Below are 23,098 nucleotides of genomic sequence, written 5' to 3'. Positions count from 1 at the left end.
GCCGGAGGCGCCGAGGGGCACCTCCGGCTCAAGGCCGTGCCGGTTCTCAGGCCAGCGCCTCCGGCTCCAGGTCGCCCAGGTAGGCCGCCCGCACCGCCGGATCGCGGCGCACCTCCTCCGGCGTGCCCGCGCAGATACGGCGTCCGAAGTCCAGGACCACGACCTGGTCGCAGACACTCATGACCATGTCGACGTCGTGCTCGACGAGCAGGACCCCCATGCCCCAGTCCTCGGCCAGTCGCCGTACCAGGTGGGCCAGTTCCCGCGTCTCGTCGTCCGACAGCCCCGCGGCGGGTTCGTCGAGGAGCAGCACGGACGGCGAGGCCGCCACCGCCCGGGCGATGGCCAGTAGCCGCCGCTCCCCGTACGACAGATCGCCCACCGGCCGGTCCAGACTGTCCTGGAGACCGAACTCCCGCACCGCGATGAGCACATGGGACGGCAGCGGGCGGCTGCCGGGACGGACCAGGTCCGTGAGCCACGCCCATCTGCCGGGCCGGTCGCAGGCCGCGTAGAGGTTGTCCAGCACCGTCATGTCCTCGAACAGCTCCAGCGACTGGAAGGAGCGGCTCAGCCCGGCCGCGGCCCGCCGGTGCACCGGCGCACGGGTCACGTCCCGCTCGTCCAGGCGCACGCTGCCGGACGCGGCCCGGGTGAAGCCGGTGACGGCGTCGATGGCGGAGGTCTTGCCGGCGCCGTTGGGTCCGATGAGGCCCACGACCCGGCCCGGTTCGACGTCCAGCGAGAGCCCGTCGACGGCGACGACACCGCCGTAGCGCACGGTCAGGTCCCGGACATGGAGGGGGAGCGGTGTGGCGCGGGGGACGTCCGGTGCGATGGTCTCTTCCTCCGGCGGCGCGAAGGCAGCGCGCTGTCGCGTTTTCGGGAAGAGCCTGCGTTGGACGCCCGCGGCCTGCCGTCCGACCTCCTTCGCGATGCCGTCCTGGTTGCCCACCAGCGTCAGCACCAGGATGACCCCGCCGATCAGCGGCATCCACGCGCTCAGACCCGGCAGCACCCAGTCCCCGAACCGCGCGCCGACCGTGCCCGCGGCGAATGTGGCGCCGAACAGCGGGCCCACGAGGAAGCCGGCACCGCCGATGACGGCGAGACCGAGCGCGGTGATGGAGTCGAAGCTGGCGAAGTCGGAGAAGACCACCGAGGTCGAGCGGAATCCGGTGAGTACTCCGGCGAGCGCGGCGACGGCCGAGGAGAGGCCGAAGGCGTACAGCTTGGCGGCGCGGACGTCGATGCCGAGGGCGGCGGCTGCCCGTTCGTTGGCGCGTACGGCGATGAGCCGGCGGCCGGTTCTGCTGCGCCGTACGTTCGCCACGACGAGCGTGGCGGCGACGAACAGCACGAGCACCACGGCGGCGTACCGCTGTGGATGGTCGACTCCGGAGATGCTGATGCCGAAGAGGGTCTGCTTGCCCACGGCGATGCCGTCGCTGCCGGTGGTCGTGGACAGGTCGGTGTTCTGGAAGACCATCGCCTCCAGTGTGGTGCCGAGGCCGAGGGTGATGATTGCGAGGTTGACTCCGCGGGTGCGGACGGCCGGGAGCGCGAACAGCAGGCCGATCGGGACGGTGCCCAATACGCCTGCCAGGAGGGCGAGTTCGAACGGCCAGCCCCAGTCGGCGGCGGCATGTCCGGCGATGAAGGCGCCGGTGCCGGCCAGGGCGTAGGCCGCGAGGGAGACCTGTCCCGCGTACCCGGTGACCACGATGATCGACAGGATGATCAGGCCGAGGACCAGGGTGCTGGTGATCGCGTCGGCCCACAGCGGTGTCGACAGGCTCACCAGCAGCAGGCCGACCGCGACGGCGAACGCCAGCGGTACGGGGCGCACCCGACCGCTGCCCAGTGCCGGCAGCCGTTCCAGGAAGGTGCCGCGCAGCGGCAGCGCCCGGCCGCGCGCGACCAGCACCAGGGCGATGAAGAGGAAGGGCACGGAGGCGGCGAGACCGGTGACGCCGGTGCCGAAGCGGGTCAGCTCGGACTGGACGAGGCCGATGGCCAGGCCGCCCGCCAGGGTGACGGGGAACGAGGAGAACCTGCCGATCAGGGCTGCGGCCAGCGCGCTCAGCAGGAGGGTGGTCAGGCCGGTGACCGACAGTCCGATGACCGGCACGATGAGGATGCCCGTCAGGCCGGCGAGCGCCGAGCCCAGGGCCCAGTTGCCGGTGGCGACGAGTTCGGGGGACCAGCCCAGCGAGGCGGCCACATGCTCGTTCTCCGCGACCGCGGTGGTGCCCAGGCCGAACAGGGTGCGCCGGTAGAGGAGATGGAGCACCGCGGTGACGGCGAGGGCGATGCCGAGCAGCCAGACACGGTCCTCGGAGACCGTGGCCCCGGCGATCGTCAGCAGCCGGGTGGGCAGCTTGCCCGGCAGCAACTGCAGGCTGTCGCCGTAGCGTTTGACGGCGACGGCGGTGAGCACGATGAACACCGCGAGGGTGCCGACCAGCCGGGCCAGTGAGGACGCCCTGCGCAGGGGTCTGATCACCAGGAGATGGGTGAGCACGCCAAGCGCCGCGGAGGTGAGCACCCCGCAGGCGACGGCCGGCCAGTACGGCACGCCGTCATTGGCGGCGAGTTCCCACTGCACGTAGGCGCCGGCCATCCCGATCGCGCCGTGCGCGAGGTTGAGGACGCCGGAGCCCCGGTAGACCAGCACGATGCCGTGCGCGGTGAGGGCGTAGAGCGCGCCGAGGCCCAGGCCCAGCAGCGCGAAACGCAGGATGTCGTCCATCGGGTGAACCTCCCAGGGACATGCCAGACAGCGTATTTATTTAAATAATTGTGCCGAGAGTACTTCACTAACCAGAAAACGCACCCCATGCTGTTCGCCATCTCGATGACGAGCCCCTCGGAGGGACCATGAACGACTCACGCCGACGCAGAACCGCCGCAGCGACCTGTCTCGCGGTGACCGGAGCACTGCTCGCCGCCGGCTGCGGGGGAGAGGCGTCCGGCAGTGCGGCCGAGACCTCCTCGCTGAAGGGCGCCCCGGTCAAGGTGATGGTCTGGAACCCGGAGGACACCCAGGGCAGCGCCCAGCCCGGGGTCCGGCTCACCGCCCAGGCCTACGCGAAGTGGATCAACGCCCACGGCGGCATCAAGGGCGGCCCGCTGAAGGTGCTGACCTGCAACGAGAAGAACGACCCCGACGAAGCCGAGAAGTGCGCCCAGCAGGCCGTGGCCGAGAAGGTGGTCGCGGTGGTGGGGTCGTACAGCCTCGCGGGCGACCGCTACATGCCCATCCTGCAGAAGGCCGGCATCCCCTACATCGGCGGCACCGGGGTCTCCGCGGCCGAGTTCTCCAACCCGCTGTCGTTCCCGGTCAACGGTGGCACCCCGGTGGTGTTCGCGGCCCACGGCCGGCAGCTGGTGCAGGACGGCTGCAAGAAGATCTCCGGCGTCCGGTACGACCTGGCGGCCGCCGCCATCGTGTCGCAGTTCCTCACCCTCGGCGCGGTCTCGGCCGGCGGGGCCCCGCCCAAGGACCTCAAGGTGCCGCTCACCGCCACCGACCTCGCCCCGCAGGTCGCCGCCACCAAGGGCAGTGACTGCGTGAGCGTCATCCTGGGCACCGCCTCGGGCCTGTTCGTGAAGTCGTACATCCAGTCCGGCGCCAAGACCAAGCTCGGCAGCGTCGTCGGAAACCTCACGCCGCAACTGGCCGCGAGCACCGGCGGAAGCGGCAGTCCGCTGGAGGGCGCCGCGATCACCGGCTACTTCCCGCCGACCTCCGACCCGGCCTGGAAGGACTTCCTGGCGGCCACCAAGGGCGACAAGGACATCGACGTCTCCAACGGCGCCAACGAGACGACCTGGGTGGCCTTCAAGGTCCTCACCGAGGCGGCCGGCAAGCTGCCCTCGATCTCGGCCAAGACCCTCGTCCAGGAGCTGAACACCACCTCGGGCATCGACACCGGCGGCCTGACCCCCGCCCTCGACTGGAAGGCCTCCACCGCCCTGCCCATCAAGGGCCTGAACCGCATCCACAACACCACCGCCACCGAACTGACCATCCGCAACGGCCAGATCGAGTGGGCGAAGGCGGGGTCGACCTTCGTCGACGTCCGCAAGGTCCTCACGGCCGTCCCGGCCGGCTGACCGGAGGGGAACGTCCGTGCACGACACCGAGCCCCTGATCGAAGCCCGCGCCCTGTCCGCCGGATACGGCAGCCAACCCGTTCTGCGCGATCTCGACATCGAGGTCCGCCCCGGCGAGGTCGTCGCCCTCCTCGGACCGAACGGCGCGGGCAAGACCACCACACTGCGGGTGCTGTCGGGCGAGATGGCCCCGATGGGCGGCGAGGTGCGCTGGCTGGGCGACACCGCCCGGACGCCGCTGCACCGCCGCGCCCGCCAGGGCCTGGCGTACGTCGGCGAGCGGGCGGTCCTCACCCGCCTCGACACCGCGGACAACCTACGGGTCGGCCGGGTCACGACCGAGCAGGCCCTGGAACTCTTCCCCGAACTGGAAAAACGCCTGAGGACCGGCGCGGGCATGCTCTCGGGCGGCGAACAGCAGATGCTGTCGCTGGCACGCGCCCTGTGCCGGGCCCCCAGACTGCTTCTCGCCGACGAACTGTCCCTCGGACTGGCCCCATTGGTGGTCGACCGCCTGCTGCGCGCCGTGCGCGAGGCGGCCGACCGCGGCCTGGGCGCCCTGCTGGTCGAACAGCATGTGCGCAAGGTCCTGGACATCGCGGACCGCGTCTACGTCCTGCACCGCGGCCGCGTCACCATGACCGGCACCCCGGAGGAACTGCGCGGAAACCTGGCCGCGATCGAGTCGTCGTACCTCGCCGAGAAGACCACGTACGCAACTGATTGAGGTAGATGCTGTGTCAAGCGCACGCGCGCAGATCCGATCCCTGGCCCTGTCCGGCGACACCTTCGAGCAACCCGCCTCCACCATGAGGGAGTTGCAGCTCGAAGCGGCACGCGAGGCCTTCACCGCCCACCGCGAGCGCATCCCCCTGCTGCGGACCCGGGCCGAGGAGACCGGCGTCCGCGAGGTCACGGCCCTGGCCGACCTCGTACCCCTCCTCTTCTCCCACACCAGCTACAAGTCCTACCCCGTCTCCCTCATCACCGCCGGCCGCTGGGACCGGCTGCTGCGCTGGTACACCACTGTCTCGGCGCTCGAACCGGCGGACGTCGACGTCGACGGCGTACGCGACATCGACGAGTGGACCGAACGCATCACGGCAGCCGGTCACCGCCCGTACATCACCAGCGGCACCTCCGGAAAGGTCTCCTTCCTCAACTGCGCCCAGAGCGACCTGAGTTTCCTGCACGACATCCTGGAAAACCTCACCTGCTGGCCCGACCCCCTCCCGCCCAAACCCACCCGCCACGGCTACCTCCTCGCACCGGCGAGCGGCCCGATGCGCTCCATCGACGGCTTCCGCCGGCACGCGGAGGTCTTCGCGCTCCCCGGCGAGACCCGCCTGCTGACCGAGGACCCGCTGCGGGTCTCCGAGCTGATGAGCAGCGCCCTGCTGCGCCGCCGGATGGCGGAGGGCACCGCGACCCCGCAGGAGATCAGCTCCTTCGAGAGCGTCTCGGCGGCCCGGGAGCAGGAACTCGACGCGGCCGTGGCCCGCATCGTCGACGACATCTGGGAGCACCGCGACGAGCCACTGCTGATCGCCGGGATGAACAACCAGCAGTTCACCCTGATCCAGGCGCTGCGGGCCCGCGGCGTCCCGGACGGCAGCCTCCACCCCGACACCCTGGTGCTCAGCGGCGGCGGCAACAAGGGCCGCGCCCTGCCGGACGACTACCAGCAGCAACTCGCCGCCTTCTACGACGGTGTCCGGCGGGTGCGCAGCTACGGCATGACGGAGCTCCAGGGCTCCTGCCTCGCCTGTGAGAAGGGCAACTACCACGTGCCGCCGTGGGTGATCCCGCTGGTCCTCGACCAGCAGGGCGAGACCCTGCTCAACCCCGAACACGGCGTCGTCGAGGGCCGGTTCGCCTTCCTCGACGTCTCCCTCGAAGGCCGCTGGGGCGGACTGATCAGCGGCGACCGGGTCTTCGTCGACTTCTCCGCGTGCGGCTGCGGCCGACCGGGACCTGCCGTCCTGCCGGACATCCAGCGCTACGGCGACCTCGGCGGCGACGACAAGATCACCTGCGCGGCGACACTCGACTCCTATGTGCGGGGGATGATCCACGGATGAGCACGACGACCCACCACAGCACCGCGGCAGAACGGGTGGCGGTCGTCCACGTCCTGCGCGGCGAGGTCGACGACGGCCCTCATGCCGAGCACGGCCGCCCGGGAGCCGCCTTCACCGCACCGGCCCTCGACCTGGACCGCCTCGTGTGGCCCCGCACCGCACCCGGACCGGCCTTCCAGGTACCCACCGCGGAGATCGTGGACCTGCTCGTGGAGACGGGCGAGGCCCTGAAGGCGGACCGGGACGGCCTCCTCGCCGAAGCCCTGGACCGCATGGTCCGCGTCAGCACGCTCCCCGCCGAGGTGCTCCGACGCGCCTACGCCGTGCTGTGGCGCAGCTTCCAGCGCCCCCATCTGTACGCCCAGATCGACCACGAGCTCGGCGGGGCGGACGTGCTCGACGGCTGGCGCGAGGTACGGCTGCCCGAGAACCGGATCGCGGCCACGCGTGCCTTCCCACCACGCCTCGTGCACATCATCGCCGGCAACGCCCCAGGCGTCGCCGCGATGTCCGTCGTACGCGGCGCCCTCACCAAGGGCGTCAACCTCCTCAAGCTGCCCTCCAACGACCTGTTCACCGCGACCGCGATCCTGCGCACCATGGCCGCCGTGGCCCCGGGCCACCCCGTGGTGCGCTCGTTCTCCGCGGCGTACTGGCGCGGCGGCGACCAGTCGGTGGAGAGCGTGCTGTTCCGCCCGCAGTTCTTCGACAAGCTCGTCGCCTGGGGCGGGGAAGCCACCATCCGCGGCGCGTTGAAGTACGTCGGCCCGGGCTTCGAGCTGGTCTCGTTCGACCCCAAGACGTCCATCTCGCTGATCGGCCGGGAGGCCTTCGCCTCGGACGAGGCCCTGGCGCACGCCGCCGACGCGGGCGCCGCGGACGCGACGTTCTTCAACCAGCAAGCCTGCGTGGCCAGTCGCTTCCAGTTCGTCGAGGGCTCGCCGGAGGACGCCGACCGTTATGCCGCCCTGCTGTGCGAACGCCTGGGCGTGGCAAGGGAGTTCAGTTCGGCCGGCGGCCCGCGGGTCACCGGCGAACTCCGCGAGGAGATCGACGTACTGCGTTCCCTCGCGCCCGACTACCGGGTGTGGGGCGGATACGACGGAAGCGGCCTGGTCATCCGCTCACCCGAACCGGTGGACTTCCACCCCGACGGAAAGATCGTCAACGTCGTCCCGGTCGCCGCGCTGTCCGACGCCGTCGCGCACGCCGGTGTCGCCACCCAGACGGTCGGCGTGTACCCCGACACCCGCAAGGCGGACCTGCGCGACGCCCTCGCCTGCGCCGGGGTGCAGCGCGTGGTCTCCCTCGGCCGGGCGGGCGGTATGCCGCCGGGGCTCTCCCACGACGGCTTCTACCCGCTGCAACGGCTCATGCGGTGGGTGAACGACGAGTGACCCTCGGCGGGCCCCCGATGCCGTCGTGGACGACGGACAACGGGGGCCGGGGCCAGGGGCGGGCCCGCGGTCAGGAGACCGTGAAGTCCTGGAACTCCACGATCCCGCGGGTACTGGTCCAGCCGTTCGCCGCCGTCATGAAGACCCCCACGTCCTGGGTGCCGGCGGCGCCGCCCGGTGTGGCCGTGCCGATGGTGGTCCACGTCGTGCCGTCGGTGCTGGCCTCACCCGTGTAGGCGGAGCCCGCGCGCGTCAGGCGCAGGAACACCGGTGCGGTGAAGGAACCGGCCATCTTGATCGAGTCGAACCTGCCGTCGTCGCCGGAGTCCCAGGACAGCACGCATCCGTTGGACGGCGTCACGGCCAGGTTGACGTACCCGGGCGAGCCGTCGGCGGACAGGTCGTTACGCACGATCAGTCCGGCGCGGGCCCAGCCCCCGGTGCTGTCCTGCGAGACCACCTTCACCGTGGCGGTGGAAGCGGCCCCGAACGCGGCCGCGCGGTGGATAGCACCGAACTGGTTGGTGCCGGCCCACAGGTCGGCGCCCGCGCCCTCGACGGCCAGTGCCGTGCCCGACTGGCCGAAGACGGCGTCGTTGAAACTCACGGTCCGGTACGGCTCCTGCACTCCCGTGGCCGCCATGAGCCGCACCGACGCCGTGGCCGTCCCCTTGGGCGAGCCCGCCGAGGCGCCGCTGCGGTAGGTGGCCGTGGCCGGGACGCGGGTCACCAGGTCGGTGACGGTGCCGGTGAGCGTCAGCTCGAAGTCCGCCGTGAACGTCTCGCCCGGTGCGACCGAGGCGGAGGTCACCGCCCCGACCGGCTTGGCGGTCATCCCCTTGGGCGCCTGGACGGACAGCGTCACCACGGTGGCCGGCGCGAACCCGTTGCGGTTGGTGAACGCCACCGTGACGGTGACCGCACCGCCCTCCGTCACCGCGCCCTTGGGGGAGGACGCGGTCAGCGTGGCCTGGTGCGGGTCGGCGGCCAGGGTGTCATGGACCCGCCGGGCCAGTTTGTACACGTCACCGGAGGTCTTCGTCGGGTACGTGTCGTGCCGGTGCGCCCAGTTGTCCTCCAGCACGAACCAGTCGATCGCCTTCGGGGCGCGGTTCTCCTTCAGGGCCCGGGACAGTTCCTGGAAGTAAGTCTTCCAGCGGGTCAGATAGAGGCCGCCGACCAGCCCGGACCACTCCCGGTTGGCGTAGTCGTGCAGACCCTCCTCGCTGCTGGGCCGGCCGCCCCAGGTGGTGATGATCGACCGTGCGTCGTACTCCAGTTGGTCCTTCTCGGCCTTTGTGCCGCCCCAGGAGCGGGCGTCGGCCAGCCACCGGCCGAGCAGGTGCTGCCCGCTGGTGGCCAGCACCTTGTCCATGAGCCTCATCCAGTCCAGCCAGACGCCGGTGAGCTCGTCGAAGCGCGCGCGGTCGCCCGTGTCGTAGGCGGCCTTGATCTGCGGCAGCAGCATCCGGCTCCGGTTGGACAGCACCTGCCGGGCCACGTCGACAAGGTCGTACCGGTAGGCCGAACTGCCGCGCAACGCCGGTGCCACCCGCAGCAGTTCGGTCAGCGCCCGGTCGAAGACGGTGGTGTCGTAGCGGTCCGCCTCCGGACCCCAGGCGGCTGCCTTGTTCGCACCCAGGCTCGGGCGGGCCCCGAACAGTCCGTCCGGTGCCTCGCTCCAGGCGTCGGCGCGAGTCATGCCGTACGCCGTGTCGCGGATGGTCTGCCAGGCGGCGAGGGCGTGCGGATCCTCGGCGCCGTACCGGGACACCGCGTACGAGGCGAACCAGTCGTCGAGGTCGATCGCGCCGGGTGTCCAGGCCAGGTCGGTGAGCAGGGCCAGCGCGGCATGGTTGTTGTCGGCGCCCTCCGGCATGGCGGCGATACCGGCCAGGGCGCTGTTGTCCTTGTCCCGCCACTTCGGGTACTGCTCCACCCAGTCGGGTGCGTTGGCGCCCATCGGGGTGTGGCCGCCGAAGTTCCAGATGCTGCCGAACGCGTAGGGGGTGCCGCCCCAGTCGCTCTCCCGGTCGGTGACCGTGGTGTAGCGGTCCGAGAGGCCGTCGACGACGAACATCCCGGACTTGTCGACGGCGTCGAGGATGTCCTTGCTCGGGTTGTTCTGCCAGCCGAGGATGGCCCAGACGGCGCCGGGGTGGGCCTTGCGGAGCGCCCTCTCCACGGCCTTCGCGGCCTGTCCCACGGGCACGTCGCCCGGGTTTCCGCCTTCGTGCAGCAGGTCCATCTTGTACATCGAGCTGTCGCCGAGGCGCCCCGACTGGGCGCGGTAGAAGGCGGCGGCGACCTCCGTGAACGCCGTCGTGCGCGGGTCGAGCCAGTCGGGCCGCTTGAAGGCGCCCCAGTCGCCCTGGGGCACGACCCGCGCGTCACCGCCGTTCCTCGTCACGAACCCGTCGGGCACGGTCCCGAAGTAGCCGGGCAGCACCGGGGTCATGCCAAGGTTCCGCAGCCGGTCGGTGATTTTCCCAGCGAGGTCGGCGCGCTTCTCGATGAGGCGCCGGGACACCGGGCCGCCGAACCCCGACATGTTCTGCAGCAGCCACCACGGCTGATGGGCCGGCGCCGGGATCCAGGCTCGCAACTCCGCGTCGGAGTATCCGAATTGGCGGAAGGTGTCGTAGTAGACGGCGTCGGCGCCGGTGTAGACGAGGACCTCGTTGATGCCATGCAGGGCGAGGACGTCCAGCTCCCGTTCCCACGCGTCCCAGCCGCGGTACGGCCCGGTGTAGCCGTCGTTGGTGTCGTTGAGGGCGAACCGGTGTGGCACGTTGGCCGTCGCGGTGATCTCGCCGTCGGGGGCGGGCAGCAGCCGGGGCAGGTCGAGCTGTTCGCCGTTCCAGGAGATGTCAGCCTTCGCCGCCCGTGCGAGATAGGTGTTGAGGCCGGTGAGCAGCACCGCCGGGCTGGTGCCCTGCACGGTGATCGCTCCGGCCCGGCCGGTGACGCGGAACCGGTCGGCGCCACCGGGGGCCAGCGCGCGGAGCGTGACCTGACGGTGGTGGTCGGGCAGCAGGCGGCGCAGCGCCACCGACGCGGAGGTCGTGTCGAACGGCTTCGCGGCCTGGCCGACCGCCCCCGGAGCCGCGTGGGCCCCCTGCGGCGGGGACAGCAGCACCACACCGCCGAACGCGGCCGCTCCCGTCAACAGACCTCTGCGGCTGAGGGCTTGATTGCCTGTCATGGAGGTTCCTTTCAGGACGTTCAGGTTCTTTCGAGCTCAGGTCGGCTCGGCCGCACCGCGGCCCGGATCAGGCGACGGTCATCGCGAAGATGTGCAGCGCGGGACCACCGCTGCCCACGCCGTCGCCGACCTTCGGCAGCACGACGGAGTGCAGTTCCCTGTCCTGCAACTCGACACCGAAGGTGAAGAGGCTGACCGGGTTGTCGTCGCGGCCCGACGGGAGATTGCGGTACGGCAGCACGACCGCCGCGGAGGCGTACGCCCCGTACCAGTCGGGGACGTCCACGGAGAAGTCCTGCTCGGTGCCGTCCGCGTACACGACCTTCCCGGTGCCCTGCCCCGCGCCCCAGGTGCTGGTGCCGAGAAAGGCCAGGCGCCGGCCCGTGCCGGACAGCCGTACGCTCTGGCCGAGCGACACCACGTTGTCCTTGCTGCCCGGCTCGGTGTCCGGCCAGGTGAAGGCGGTTCCGTCATAGGTGACCTGGGCGCCGGGGCGGAGGCCGACCGACGCGAGTGCCTCGGCGGACAGACTGGAGCGCGAGCCGTCGATGTCGGCGGTGGTGGTGGCGGTGTCGGAGGAGATCCCGGCGTTGTCGAAGGCACCGGCCAGCGACCGGTAGGGGAGGCGGAGCAGCGAGGTCGCGCGGGCGCAGTCGGATCCGTGCTCGTGCACGTCGAAGACCGCGTGGGCGACGAACGGGACCACGCCCTCGGCGTCGTCGGACAGCCGGGTCTTCCAGGTACGGGTCACCGACCGGCCGGTCGCCACCGTGCCGAGGGAGACCGTCCGGCTGGTGGCGCCGCCGGCGGAGAAGCACAGCACTGTGCCGCGCAGCGCGATCCGGGTGGAGTTGGTGAGTTCGGCCGTCAGGGTCACCGCCTCACCTGGACCGGGGGCGGCAGGCTCGAGGGTGAGGGACACGGGCGGCGTGAGGAAGTCCTCCTCGGGGCGGTAGCGGCTCACGCTTCCTCCACGGTGAAACGGTCGAAGACCGCGCGGACGGTCGTGCCCGGATAGTTGGTGTTGACCGCGCTGGCGACCACGCCGGCGTCCATGGCCCCGCTCGCCGAGGGCACCGTGACCCTCGCGACCTCGGTCCAGGACAGCAGGTTGGTGGTGCTGTACGCCGTGTACGTGGTGCCGGAGCGGACCAGCCGCAGCCAGGACGGGTGGGCCGAACCACCGCCGCCGGCCCAGGTGTCGAGCCGCCCGTCGCCGTCGCTGTCGGTCATGAACTCCAGGCCGTACCGCAGCGACATCGTCAACACGGCGTAACCGCCCTTCTCGGGCGCGGTCAGGTCGTTGGCGACGGCGATGCCGTACTTCGCGGTCGGGTTGTCGGTCCCGGTGAGGCCGACCGCCTCGACCTGCACCACACCCGACTCGGTGACCGAGCCCGGGAGGTGGATGACGCCCTTCTCGTCGGTCCCGCCGGACAGGTCCCGGCCGCCCGCCCAGATCACCAACTGGCTGCCGTACTGGCCGAATTCGGTGTCGTCGGCAGTGGTGAACGTGCGGTACGGGTCCCGCACTCCGTTGGGCTCGTAGGGCACCGTGAACGTCTTCGCGGCCCGAGCGCAGTCGGTGCTGCGGCCGTCGACGTCGAAGACGACGTGCGCGGTGAACGCCACGTCCCCGGCCACGTCGGCCGGCATCGCCGTCTCCCAGCGGCGGGTGGTCCGCGCGCCGCGCCGCAGATCGCCGAGCGGGACGGTCTTCGCCGCGGTGACGGAGCCGGGGCCGATCAGATGGAGCACGGCGTTACGGAGCGGGAAGGGACAGTCGTTGGTGAGGACCGCCGTGGCGGTCACCGTGTCGCCACCGGTGGGCTCTGCCGGTTCGGTGGTGACGGTGAGCGTGGGCCCCAGGGTGTCGAACTCGGTTGCGTCGCGGATTCCCATGCGGCTCACCGGTTCCAGTCGACGCTGAAGACGTTGGCGATGCGGCTGGGGAGGGACGACGGAACGGTGATGTGGATCTTTCCGTCCCGTCGGGTCCACCTCAGGTGGCCGCTCGTGCCCAGGAGCTTGATCCGCGAGGTGGCGCTGATCGGGATGTCGCCGGGCACGGTCAGGGTGCCGCTGGGCGCACCTAGGACGATGATGTTGAACTTGCCGGGGGAGACGGTGTAGCGGATGCCGAGCGGGCTGCCTTCCTCCTCGGCCCGCACCCAGGGCGCCGATCCGTAGATCGCGGGGCCGTTGACCTTCAGCCATGCGCCGATGTCCCGCAGGCGTTCCTGCATGATGCCGGGGATCGTGCCGTCCGGCTTGGGGCCGATGTTGAGGAGCAGGTTGCCGTTCTTGCTGACCACGTCGGCGAGCAGCTGGATGAGGAATTCTGAGGTCTTGTAGTCCTCGTCCGGCTCGTGCTTGTTGTAGCCCCAGGAGTAGCCGATGGTCATGCAGCACTCCCACTTCTGCGGGTCCATCGTGGGGTTGGTGCGCTGCTCGTACGTCGCGAAGTCGAAGTGGGTGTCGAACCGGTCGTTGATCACGACACCCTTGGGGTGCTTACGGTTCTTGGCCCGGTTGTAGTAGTGGGCCATGGCTTCCTCGCTGCGCCACGGCGGGTTGCCGGTGGGCCGGAACCACTGTCCGTCCGCCCACAGCAGCTCCGGGTCGTAGCGGTCGACGATCTCGTACAGCTGCTTGAGCTCGTAGTCGCCGACGTAGTCCGTCACCGGCTTGTAGCCGGTCAGCGGGATCTCCTCGTCGGTGTAGAAGTTGCGCATGGGCCGGCCGATCGACGGGTTGAAGAACTCGCCGAGCGAGTAGTACAGGCCGGGCCGTACGGTGCCGCGCTTGCGGGCCGCCGTCATCAGCTCGCCGACGAGGTCACGCTTCGGGCCGTACGCCACGGAGTGACGGTTCGTCACCTTGCTGGGATACAGGGCGAATCCGTCGTGGTGCTTGCTGGTGAGCGCGAAGTACTCGGCGCCCGCCTGCTCGAACAGCCGCACCCAGGAGTCCGGGTCGTAGTTCTGCGCGGTGAACTGCGGGATGAAATCGTCGTAGGTGACGTTCTCGCCGTAGGTGTCGCGGTGGTACTTCCACTCGGCGCTGTCCTTGAAGCTCTGGTACCACAGGTACCACTCGGAGGCGCTTCTCGGCGTCGCTCCGCCGATCGCCGAGTAGATGCCCCAGTGGACGAAGATGCCGAACTTGGCGTCCTTGTACCAGCGCGGCACCGGGTGGGTGTCGAGCGACGCCTTGGTCGGCTGGTAGTCGGCGATGCTGTTGCCGGTCGGTGCCGTGCCGGTGAGGGCCTGGGCGGTGCCGGGCGGGGCGAGGAGCACGGCGCCGCCGACAGCGGCAGCCGTGGTGATGAACTGCCTTCGATCTACTGCCATTTCGGAGCCTCTCACTTGGTCGTGGAGAAGGAGTCGAAGACCGCGGTGGTGGTCTGGCCGGGGTAGTTGAGGTTGACGGCGCTCGCGACCAGGCCCGCGTCGCCGTCGCCGCTCGCGGACGGCACGGTGGCCGCGGCGACCTGCTGCCAGGCGGTTCCGTCTGCACTGGCGTAGGCCGTGTACGCGGTGCCGTCGCGGACGAGCTTCAGCCAGGCGGGGTGGTAGGAGGAGCCACCGCCGGCCCAGGTGTCCAGGCGGCCGTCGCCGTCGCTGTCGGTCAGGAACTCCAGACCGAACTGCGCGGACATCGTCAGCACGGCGTAGCCGCCCTTCTCGGGCGCGGTCAGGTCGTTGGCGACGGCGATCCCGGCCTTGGCGGAGGGCCCGCTGCCGGTCTGCCCGACGACGCGGGCCGTCACGGAGCCGGCGGCGGGTGCGGCGCGGGGCAGATAGACGGCGGCCTTCTCGTCCTTCCAGCCGGACAGGTCCTGGCCACCCGCCCAGATGGCGAACTGGTCGCCATTTTGGGCGAATTGGGCGTCGTCGGTGGTCGCGGTCGTCCGGTACGGCGCCTGCACACCGGAGGGGACGGGGGTGACCGTGGCGTCCACCTCGTCGGCGTCGGTCCGCGGCCGGCCGTTCTGGTGGTAGGAGGTGCGAACCCCCAACGGGTGGGTGCCCCAAGTGGTGTCGGAGCCGGGGGTGACGGTCCAGGTGACGGTGGCGCTCTGCCCGGGGCCGAGGGTACGCACGCGTGCGCCGCCCGTCGGTTCGGCGGTCCAGCCGTCCGGGAGCTCCAGCCGGGTGCGGAGTCCGGTGGCGGTCGTTGGGCCGTCGTTGGTCAGCGTCGCCGTGATCTTCGTGCCCTGGCCGCCGGTCCCCAGACTCGGCCGGTACGGGGTGAGGCGGACGCGGGTCGAGGGGCAGTCGCGCGCCACGCGCAGGCCGGGGAGGTCGATGGCGTCCGCGAACGCCTTCATGCCGGAGTCGTTGGGGTGCAGATGGTCGCCGGAGTCGAACGCGGCGGCGTAGCGGGTGGGGTCGTCCGGGTCGCGTACCGCCCGGTCGAAGTCGGCGTACCCGTCGAGGTTCCCGCCGGAGTCCCGGACGAAGGCGTTGACCTTCTGCCGGTCGGCCTCCTTGGCCTCGGTCCACCAGTCGCCCCAGCCCCGGTACGGGACGACGGTCGCGCCGATCAGTCGCATGCCGCGGGCGTGCACGCGCCGGGCGATCTCCTTCATGCCGTCGATCACCTGGTCGCCTGTGGCGCCGCCCCAGCTGAGGTCGTTGACCCCCTCGAAGAGGACCACCGTGCGGGTGTTCGGCTGGGTCAGGACATCGCGCTCCAGCCGTTCGAGCGCCGAGGGGTTGCCGTCCGTTCCGGCGGTGATCCGATTGCCGCTGATGCCCTCGTTCAGTGCTCCGGCGGTGGTCGTGCAGGCGGACAGCCGGGTGGCCAGGTAGTCGGGCCAGCGCCGGTCGGCGTTGGTCGTGGAGGACGCCCCGTCGGTGATGGAGTCGCCGAGCGCCACGACGGAGCCGGCCGCGTTGCCGCCCCGCACATCGACCCCGGTCAGGAACGGGAAGGTGGAGTCGGTCCTGGTGAAGGCGCCTCCGTCGGCGTCCCCGGCGTGGTCGCCGCCGCCGTCGGATGTCCAGTAGACGGTCTGCAGGCCCATCCAGTGCTGGCTGATGTGGGTGAGCTGGCTCGGGAAGTACAGGCTGACCACCACGTCGCTCAGGGCGGGCACGGTGAGCCGGACCTGGTCACTGGCCGTCTGCGCGCCCGCCGGGACCGTCACCTCGCTCTTCCCGCCGAAGCTCAGCTTGCGCGGCTTGGTGACGGCGCTGCCGCCCTCACGCAGTCCGACGGTCGCGTGCCCGATCGTCACCGGCTCGGTGGTGAAGTCGTTGGTGAGCCGGATGCGCACACTGGACCCGCCCGCGCTCACCCGCACCGGGATGCGCACGGTCACCTCGGAGGTGCCCGGGTCGTAGGCGGCGTGCTGGGCGGTGGCCCAGGTCCCGGTCCACCCGTGGGTTGCCGTCCGTGTCTGCTGTACCGGTGCCGCTTGTGCCGTGGGGGCCGCCGGGAGCAGCAGCCCTGCCAGCACGGCGGCCGTGCCCGCGGCCAGGGCCGCCAGTCTTCTTCGGTGTCCGAGAACTCGGAGCACTACGGTCCTCCTCAGGAACAGCCGCGGCCGAGGCCGAGCGAGGTCAGGTCGATGGAGTCGGCGAAGGCCTTCATGCCGGCGTCGTTGGGATGCAGATGGTCACCGGAGTCGTACGCCTCGCCGAGCCGCTGCGGGTCGGCCGGATCGCGCACCGCCCGGTCGAAGTCGGCGTAGTCGTCGAAGACGTGGCCCGAGTGCCGTACGAACGCGTTGACCTGCAGGCGCCGGGCTTCCGTCTCCTCGCTCCAGCCGCCCCAGGTGAACCCCTTGTACGGGGTGATCGTGGCGCCGACGACCCGTATCCCGCGCTGGTGGGCCCGGCTCGCGATGGTCTTCATCCCGGCGATGATCTGCTCGGCACTGGCCCCGCCGAGGTCGTTGATCCCCTCGAAGAGGATCAGGGTCCTGGCCCCTGGCTGGGAGAGCACGTCCCGTTCGAGGCGGTCCAGTGCGGAGGGGTTGGTCTCGGTCCCGGCGGTGATCCGGTTGCTGGTGATGCCCGCGTTGAGCACCCCGGCGCCGGGCCGGCAGGCGTTGAGCCGCGCGGACAGCAGGTCGGGCCAGCGCCGGTTGGTGTCGGACGTCGAGTAGGACCCGTCGGTGATCGAGTCGCCGAGCGCCACCACCGCCCCCGCCCCGGGCGCGCTCACGTCGACGCCGGAGAGGAACGGCCAACTCGTGGTGGTCCAGGTGAAGGCGTCACCGCCGGTGTCCGCGGCATGATCACCGGCCTGGTAGTCCGTCCAGTACACGGTCTGCTGCGCCCACCAGTGGTCGGTGATGTGCGTGACCTGACCGGACAGATAGAGGCTGACCACCAGGTCGGCACCGGCGGGCAGCGGGAACCGCACCGGGTCGCTGACCGCTGTGCCGCCCGCCGGGATCGTCACCTGCCGCTCCCCGCCGAACCGCACCTCGTACGGCCGCTTGACGGCGGAGCCGCCGTCGCGCAGCCCCACGGTCGCGTGACCGATCGTCACCGGCTGGGTGGCGTACGCGTTGGACAGCCGGACGCGAACCCGGAAGCCGCCGACGCTGGTGCGCACCGGCATCCGCACCGTGACCTCGGACATGCCCGAGACCTCGTAGTGCTCGCTCGGGGCCGTCGCCCATGTACCGGTCCAGCCGTGGCCGTGGCCGTCGGTCGGCTGTCCGGCCTCTGCGGGCGCGCCCGGCCCCGCCAGGACCGCGATGAGCGCCAGCAGCAGGGCGATGGGCCCGCCGCGTATCGCACGTGTCTGGACGGCCATCAAGAACCGCCCTTACACGTCAGCCTGGCGTTCGCCCAGTCGGCGTGGTCGCTGGAGACGTCGCCGCCCCCGTCGACCAGCAGGTCGAGCCAGCGTGCGCCGGACACGTCCACGTCGACGGCGGTGCCGCCGTCGGAGCCGGACACGACCGGGGTGGTGGCGAGGGTGCGGCCGTCGGCGACCACCTGGAAGGAGACGCTGCCGCCGTCACCGACCTCGTCGTCCACCCCGGCGACGGCGGTGAACCGGGTGCAACCGCCCCCGAGATAGACCCGGACCTGGCTGTTCGCGTGGACGCCCAGACCCTTGTCGTAGGAGGTGCCGGCGATGGCGAGGGTGCGTCCGTCACCGGCGGCGGCCTCGCCGTTGGACAGGTCCTTCTCGACGGGGCCCCAGCCGTTGACCGCCTTGACCAGGGTCAGATCGCTGACGTACGCGTCCTTGGAGAGCCCCGGCGGCGGCACCTGCACGGCCCGCTCGCCGGTCACCGTGGACGGGTGGCCCGTCTGCTGAAGCGCAGCGGTCGCCGACAGCACGGCGTAGTGCACCGGGTCGGCGGGCGGGGTCACGGTGTACACGGCGGTCACCGACGCGCCGGGCCTGACCCGAGCGAAGCCGGTGGACCCGTCCGCGGTCGCGGTCCAGCCGTCCGGGACGGTCAGCGACAGATGGACGTCACGGGCGGTGGGGGCGTCCTTCGGCACGGTGAGCGTGACGGGGACCTTGGTGGCCACGCCGGTGCTCAGGAACGGCTCGGCGTCCACGGAGACCCGGGCCCCGGCGTCCGGCATGGCGTACGTCTTCGCGTCGTACGAGGGCGCGGCCACCGGGTTCACCTTGATGCCGCCAGCCGTCGCGCCGAGGTCGACCAGTTTCGCCGAACCCGGGCCCGCCGCCTTGCCGTTGGACCACACCGCCAGGGCGATGCTGTTGTCGCCCTGCTCGCGCAGGATGCCCTTGGGGATGACGAACCGGGTCTGGGGTCCGGTGGCGGGCAGATAGCGTCCGATCAGCCAGCCGTTGACGAAGATCTGCGCCCGGTAGGCCGTGCTGCCGCCCTCGGCCTCCGCCAGGTCCAGCGCGATCGCGTTGTCCTGCCCCTTCGGCAGGTCGAGCTTCGCGCTGGTGCGGTACCACCGCACGCCGGGTTCCGTCGCCGAGGACCTGGCGGCGAGTGGGGTGCGCTTCCAGTCGCCGTCCGGGTAGCCGGGCAGCGACCAGCCGGCCCGCTCTCCGTACAACCCACCGTTGTTGTACGGGCCGCGTGCGGTGTCGACCGGGTTCTCGCCGCCACGGCTGCCCTGGATCTTCCAGGTGAGGGTGGAGGCCCCGCCGATCACCTCTGCGCCGAGCAGGCCGCGCGGCTCCTTGGAGTAGTCGTGGCCCCATTCCTCGTTGTGGCCCGCGTTCTCGGCCAGCACGGCGAGCACGTTGTCCCCGCCGGCCTTGAGGGTGTCCGCCGGGATGTCGAAGGTGTGCGCGCCGTCGCCGGAGGTGCCGAGGTAACGGCCGTTGAGCCAGACCGCGTACTGGCCGGTCGGGCCGGTGTCGGCGTTCAGCGCGAGCGTGGTCGCCGCACCGGTGGTCCTGAAGCGGCCCCGGTACCAGACGTCTCCGTGGTGGTAGCCGTACTCGTCCATCGCGAGCACCGGCAACGAGCCGTTCAGGGCAGGATTGTTGGCGGTGAGGCGGGCGGCCGTGGTCCAGGAGGAGTCGTCGAAGTCCGGGGCGGATTCCGGGGCTTCCTCCTTGTACTTCCATGTCGACAGCGTGGGCAGCCGGACCGGGCTCGGCGCTTCGGTGACAGCGGTCCTGCGGCCGTTCCAGGTGACCTTCTTCGCGTTCGCGATGACCTCGATCTTCGCGGCCTTGGCCGAGTCGCCGGTCAACTTCAGCGTGCCGCCAGCGACGTCGGCCGTACGGATCAAGGACGGGCCGCGTACCAGAACCGGCCCGGCGGAGGTGTCCTGCCGCCACCAGTGGGCGGTCTCGGCGACGTCGGCGATCAGCAGTTCCAGGCCGTTCACCTGAACCCGGATCAAGCTCTTGTGGGTGTAGTTCAGGCGCAGATCGCCGCGTGCGGCGTCCCACGTGGTGGTGGCATCGCCGTCGAGCACCTTCACCTGGGGCCGCTTGGCGTACCGCAGCACGGTCTCGCCGGCCTCGCCCGCACGCCCGTACAGCAGGGCCACCTCGCGGTCGGCGATGGCGGCGTGCGTCATGATCTCCGAGGTGGAGTAGACGAGCCGCTGGTCACCCAGGTCATAACCGGCGACGAGGAGTTTGGCGTCCCGGCCGTCGACGGTGATCGCGCCCTGCTGCGGCACGCGCGGATAGTCGCCGTCCGCACCCGACAGGGACAGCGTCGTCTCGTCCTTGTCCTTCACCCGGGTGTCGGCGTGCCGGACGGTGAAGAACTGGGTGCCGTCATCGGGGTTGACGCGCCGGTCGATGCGCAGCGCCTCGTCGGACGGGACGGGCGCGGTGGCCTTGTCGGTCCGCGCCAGCGAGCCCACCGAGTTCACGAAGTACCCGAGACGCTTGAACTCCTGGTACTTGTCAGTGAGTTGGCGGGACTCGTTGATCGGGGCCCCGTAGTCGTACGACGTGTAGACGGCGTTCGGGTCGGCGAGCCAGCCCCAGTTGGTGCCGCCGTACGTCATGTAGAAGGACTGACCGGTGACGCCGGCGGCGATGTTCATCTTGCCGAAGACCCGGGTGAAGTCGGTGCCGGTGAGTTTCGCGCAGTCCTGGTAGCCGGTGCCGCCCCACGGGTCGAAGGCCCCGCCCTGCGCCTCCGGGATGAGCAGCGGCGACTCGGGCTTCCAGTCGTTGACGTACGAATAGTCCGGCAGGTTCTTCCAGCTGTCGGGGTCCTTGCAGTCGAAGCCCTGCGGGTACGCGTCGAAACCGTAGATGTCGGGGGCGCCCTTGCCGCTCACCCAGTTCTGATTGGCGCCGCCGTCGTTGACGAAGGTCGGCACGTCGATGCCGTCCTGCTTCGCCCAGTCGATGAGCGTCTGCATGTAGTCGGCGTCGTGACGCCCGCCCTGGTACTCGTTCTCGACCTGATAGAGGATCACCGAGCCTGTGCCGCGGGTGAGTTGGTGCCGCGCGATGATCGGGTTGATCCGGCTCATCCATTCCCGCGCGGCCTTCAGGTACTCCGGCTCGGAGGTGCGGTTCACGCCCGCCTGGGTGGAGCGCCAGGCGGGCATGCCGCCGCTGGACACCTCGGCGTTGATGTAGGGGCCGGGGCGGGCGATCACGTACAGGCCGGCCCGCTCGGCCTCGTCGAGCAGCCGCTCCACGTCACGGATGCCGGTGAAGTCGTAACTGCCCTGCTTGGCGGAGTGGTAGCCCCAGTCGAAGTACAGGGAGACCGCGTTGAAGCCGCCCGCCTTGATCTTCTGGAGCACGTCACGCCAGGCGTCCGGGCTGGGCAGCCGGAAGTAGTGCAGCTCGGCGCCCCAGATGTAGAGGGGCTTGCCGTCGACCCGCACGGAGTACTGGTCGTAGGTGACCGTGTGCTTCTGCCCCGCCGCGGGCACCACCTGGGCCTCCGCCTCGGCCGGTGCCGTCGCCGCCGTTGCGGTGGGCACGGTCAGCGACAGGGCGGTCAGCAGGGAGGTGACCAGCAGGGATCTCCCGCGCGTTCTCATGACGTCAGCCCCTTCACCACGGCCGCCCGCGCGGTCTCGATGTCGGTCACGTTCTTCGTACGGCCGTCCAGATCCCGGGTGGCCGTGCTGAGCGCCTCGGTGAGGGCGGCGCTGTCACCGTCGTCCTTCGCGCGCAGCTGCCCGATGAGCTCGAAGTCCTCGATGCCTTCTTTGAGTTGCTCCCAGCGGATGCTGGACATCGGCCCGTTCTTCCCCGGGTAGACCAGGTACTCGTCGCCCTGGGTGAAGATGTGCACGGGCTGCTTGAAGGGGTCGCTGGTCCAGCTGTTGTACGACCAGCGCAGGAACCCGTCGAGACCGCGCTGGGCGGAGATCCACGGCAGCATCCGTGCCTCCACGGCGGGGGAGTACGACAGGGTGTTGGGGTGGGCCGGCGCGCCGTACACGTAGAACGTGGTGATCTTGCCGGCCGCGCGCCGCTGCGCCGCCTTCTCCTTCGTCATCGCGTCGATGCCGCCCCAGTCGACCGACAGGTTCGACGCGACGCCCTCGGTGCTGATCGAGCCGGCCACGGAGATCCGGTCGTCGAAGACCGGCGCCACCTCGTGGACGAAGTCCTTGACCACCGTCATCGTGCTGATGGGCCGCTCGTCGAAGGACAGCCAGGTGTCCTTCAGCCAGCCCTTCTTCTTCAAGTGGGCCTCGAACGCGGGCAGATAGGCGCCCCAGGCCTCCCGCCAGCGGGTTCCGCCCAGATCGACGTTCTCGTAGACGGTCTTACGGGTCCGCGTGTCGGTGTAGGTGAGGTGCTCCTGGTCCTGGAACGCCAGCATCGAGAAGGCGCCGATGTCAGGGCCGAGCCCGGCCTTCCTGGCGGTCTCGACGTACTTGTCCCAACGGGCGAAGTCGAAGGCGAACTTGCTGCCGTTCCACGTCCAGCCGACCATGCTGGTGTACGGCGTCGCGGTCTGCGACTGACGGGTGCCGAGGGACCACTGGTGGTGCCAGGGGTTGTCGACGATGGTCGTGTTGATGACCTTCTGTCCGCGCGAGGCCAGATCGCGGTTGTACGCCTCGATGAGCTTCCAGTGCTCCTTCGACCACAGCTTGACCTTGTGGGCCTGTGCGATGGTCTCCGGCTGCGCCCAGACGTCGAGGAAGAACTTGTAGTCGGCGGGGGCCGGCACGGTGGTGTCGGCGACCTTCACGGTGAGCGGGTACGTGGCCTGCGTGTCTTCGCCGACGTCGACGCGGACCGTTCCCTTGTAGGTGCCGGGCCTGGCGTTCTTCGGGATGTGGAAGGTGAACCAGAGCGGCTGGGCGGCGTACGCGGGGACGTCGACCGAGTCGCGTTCCTCCAGCGGGTCACCGACGACGTCCGGGTTGCGGTCGCCGGAGACCTCCTTGGCGGAGCTGACCTGGTCGATGGTGGCCGACCAGTCGACCTCGCTCTTGGACCGCTGCACGGGGACGTACTTCACGAACCGCACCTGGGCGCTGTCGCCGTCGAGCTTGGCGCCGCCCGGCCCGGTCAGGTCGCCGACCTTCGCGTGCACGTCGTCGAGGCTGGTGCCGGAGGCGATGGCGAGCTGCGCGGAGACCTGTTCGCCGCGTACGGCGTCCAGGGACAGGTCCTTGGTGTCCTTGCCCTCGATGGCGGTCATCGGATAGCGCGGGACGCGGACCTCGGCGGAGCTGGCGAAGGAGCCGGTGGGGACCCAGGTGACCGTGTCCCTGGTGCCCATGGCGTCGGCGACCTTCACGGTCAGCCAGGTGGTGGTGGGCTTGTGCTGGTCGTCGTCGGTGGCCGCGATCACGGTGGTGGTGGTCGCGACGAGAGCGCCGGCGAGGAAGGACGCGATGAGGGCAGGTGTACGGGCGAGCCGTGGCATGGGT

13 protein-coding genes are annotated in these 23,098 nt (G+C 70.6%); 4 read left to right on the top strand and 9 right to left on the bottom strand.

What is annotated here, in order from left to right; genetic code table 11:
- Positions 1–46: 46 nt before the first annotated feature.
- On the bottom strand, positions 47–2,752 hold the full coding sequence (locus ABZT06_RS13530; RefSeq protein WP_355739458.1) for a branched-chain amino acid ABC transporter permease/ATP-binding protein: 2,706 nt from the start codon (positions 2,750–2,752) through the stop codon (positions 47–49).
- A gap of 128 nt (positions 2,753–2,880) precedes the next feature.
- Between ABZT06_RS13530 and ABZT06_RS13525 the strand changes: the two genes are divergently transcribed.
- Genes ABZT06_RS13525 through ABZT06_RS13510 form a run of 4 tightly spaced genes read left to right on the top strand, consistent with a single transcriptional unit; the run spans position 2,881 to position 7,597 of the window.
- On the top strand, positions 2,881–4,119 hold the full coding sequence (locus tag ABZT06_RS13525) for an ABC transporter substrate-binding protein (RefSeq protein ID WP_355739455.1): 1,239 nt from the start codon (positions 2,881–2,883) through the stop codon (positions 4,117–4,119).
- A gap of 16 nt (positions 4,120–4,135) precedes the next feature.
- A complete protein-coding gene (locus ABZT06_RS13520; RefSeq protein WP_355739453.1) occupies positions 4,136–4,846 on the top strand; it encodes an ABC transporter ATP-binding protein in 711 nt (236 codons plus the stop codon).
- Between the two features lie 10 nt (positions 4,847–4,856).
- On the top strand, positions 4,857–6,200 hold the full coding sequence (locus ABZT06_RS13515) for a hypothetical protein (protein ID WP_355739450.1): 1,344 nt from the start codon (positions 4,857–4,859) through the stop codon (positions 6,198–6,200).
- A complete protein-coding gene (locus tag ABZT06_RS13510; protein WP_355739447.1) occupies positions 6,197–7,597 on the top strand; it encodes an acyl-CoA reductase in 1,401 nt (466 codons plus the stop codon). Before ABZT06_RS13515 ends, ABZT06_RS13510 begins: the two co-directional genes overlap by 4 nt.
- A gap of 70 nt (positions 7,598–7,667) precedes the next feature.
- Here ABZT06_RS13510 and ABZT06_RS13505 read toward each other — a convergent pair whose 3' ends face one another.
- The 8 genes from ABZT06_RS13505 to ABZT06_RS13470 all read right to left on the bottom strand — a co-directional run bounded on the left by ABZT06_RS13505 (position 7,668) and on the right by ABZT06_RS13470 (position 23,094).
- Positions 7,668–10,802, bottom strand: a complete 3,135-nt coding sequence (locus tag ABZT06_RS13505; RefSeq protein ID WP_355739444.1) for an alpha-N-acetylglucosaminidase TIM-barrel domain-containing protein — start codon at positions 10,800–10,802, stop codon at positions 7,668–7,670.
- A gap of 67 nt (positions 10,803–10,869) precedes the next feature.
- On the bottom strand, positions 10,870–11,766 hold the full coding sequence (locus ABZT06_RS13500) for a beta-glucosidase (RefSeq protein WP_355739441.1): 897 nt from the start codon (positions 11,764–11,766) through the stop codon (positions 10,870–10,872).
- Positions 11,763–12,704: a hypothetical protein gene (locus ABZT06_RS13495; RefSeq protein ID WP_355740161.1), complete on the bottom strand. Its 942-nt coding sequence runs from the start codon at positions 12,702–12,704 to the stop codon at positions 11,763–11,765. The genes ABZT06_RS13500 and ABZT06_RS13495 overlap by 4 nt, the downstream gene beginning before the upstream one ends.
- 5 nt (positions 12,705–12,709) lie before the next feature.
- Positions 12,710–14,155 carry an alpha-L-fucosidase gene (locus ABZT06_RS13490; RefSeq protein ID WP_355739438.1) on the bottom strand — a complete coding sequence of 482 codons (1,446 nt, stop codon included), beginning with the start codon at positions 14,153–14,155 and terminating at the stop codon, positions 12,710–12,712.
- Between the two features lie 11 nt (positions 14,156–14,166).
- Entirely contained in the window at positions 14,167–16,329 is a 2,163-nt protein-coding gene (locus ABZT06_RS13485) for a GDSL-type esterase/lipase family protein (RefSeq protein ID WP_355739435.1), read from the bottom strand.
- Between the two features lie 11 nt (positions 16,330–16,340).
- Positions 16,341–17,579, bottom strand: coding sequence for an SGNH/GDSL hydrolase family protein (locus ABZT06_RS13480; RefSeq protein ID WP_355739432.1), 1,239 nt, complete (start codon positions 17,577–17,579; stop codon positions 16,341–16,343).
- Complete coding sequence (locus ABZT06_RS13475) at positions 17,579–21,241, bottom strand: beta-galactosidase (protein WP_355739429.1); 3,663 nt, start codon at positions 21,239–21,241, stop codon at positions 17,579–17,581. The genes ABZT06_RS13480 and ABZT06_RS13475 overlap by 1 nt, the downstream gene beginning before the upstream one ends.
- Positions 21,238–23,094 (bottom strand): glycoside hydrolase domain-containing protein, encoded by a 1,857-nt coding sequence (locus ABZT06_RS13470; RefSeq protein WP_355739426.1) that lies wholly within the window; start codon positions 23,092–23,094, stop codon positions 21,238–21,240. Before ABZT06_RS13470 ends, ABZT06_RS13475 begins: the two co-directional genes overlap by 4 nt.
- Between the last annotated feature and the right edge of the window lie 4 nt (positions 23,095–23,098).

The organism is Streptomyces sp. NPDC005483 (assembly GCF_040606035.1).
GTDB lineage: Bacteria > Actinomycetota > Actinomycetes > Streptomycetales > Streptomycetaceae > Streptomyces.
Note: the sequence above shows the minus strand (reverse complement) of the source record. Positions and strands in the feature narration are given on the sequence as shown.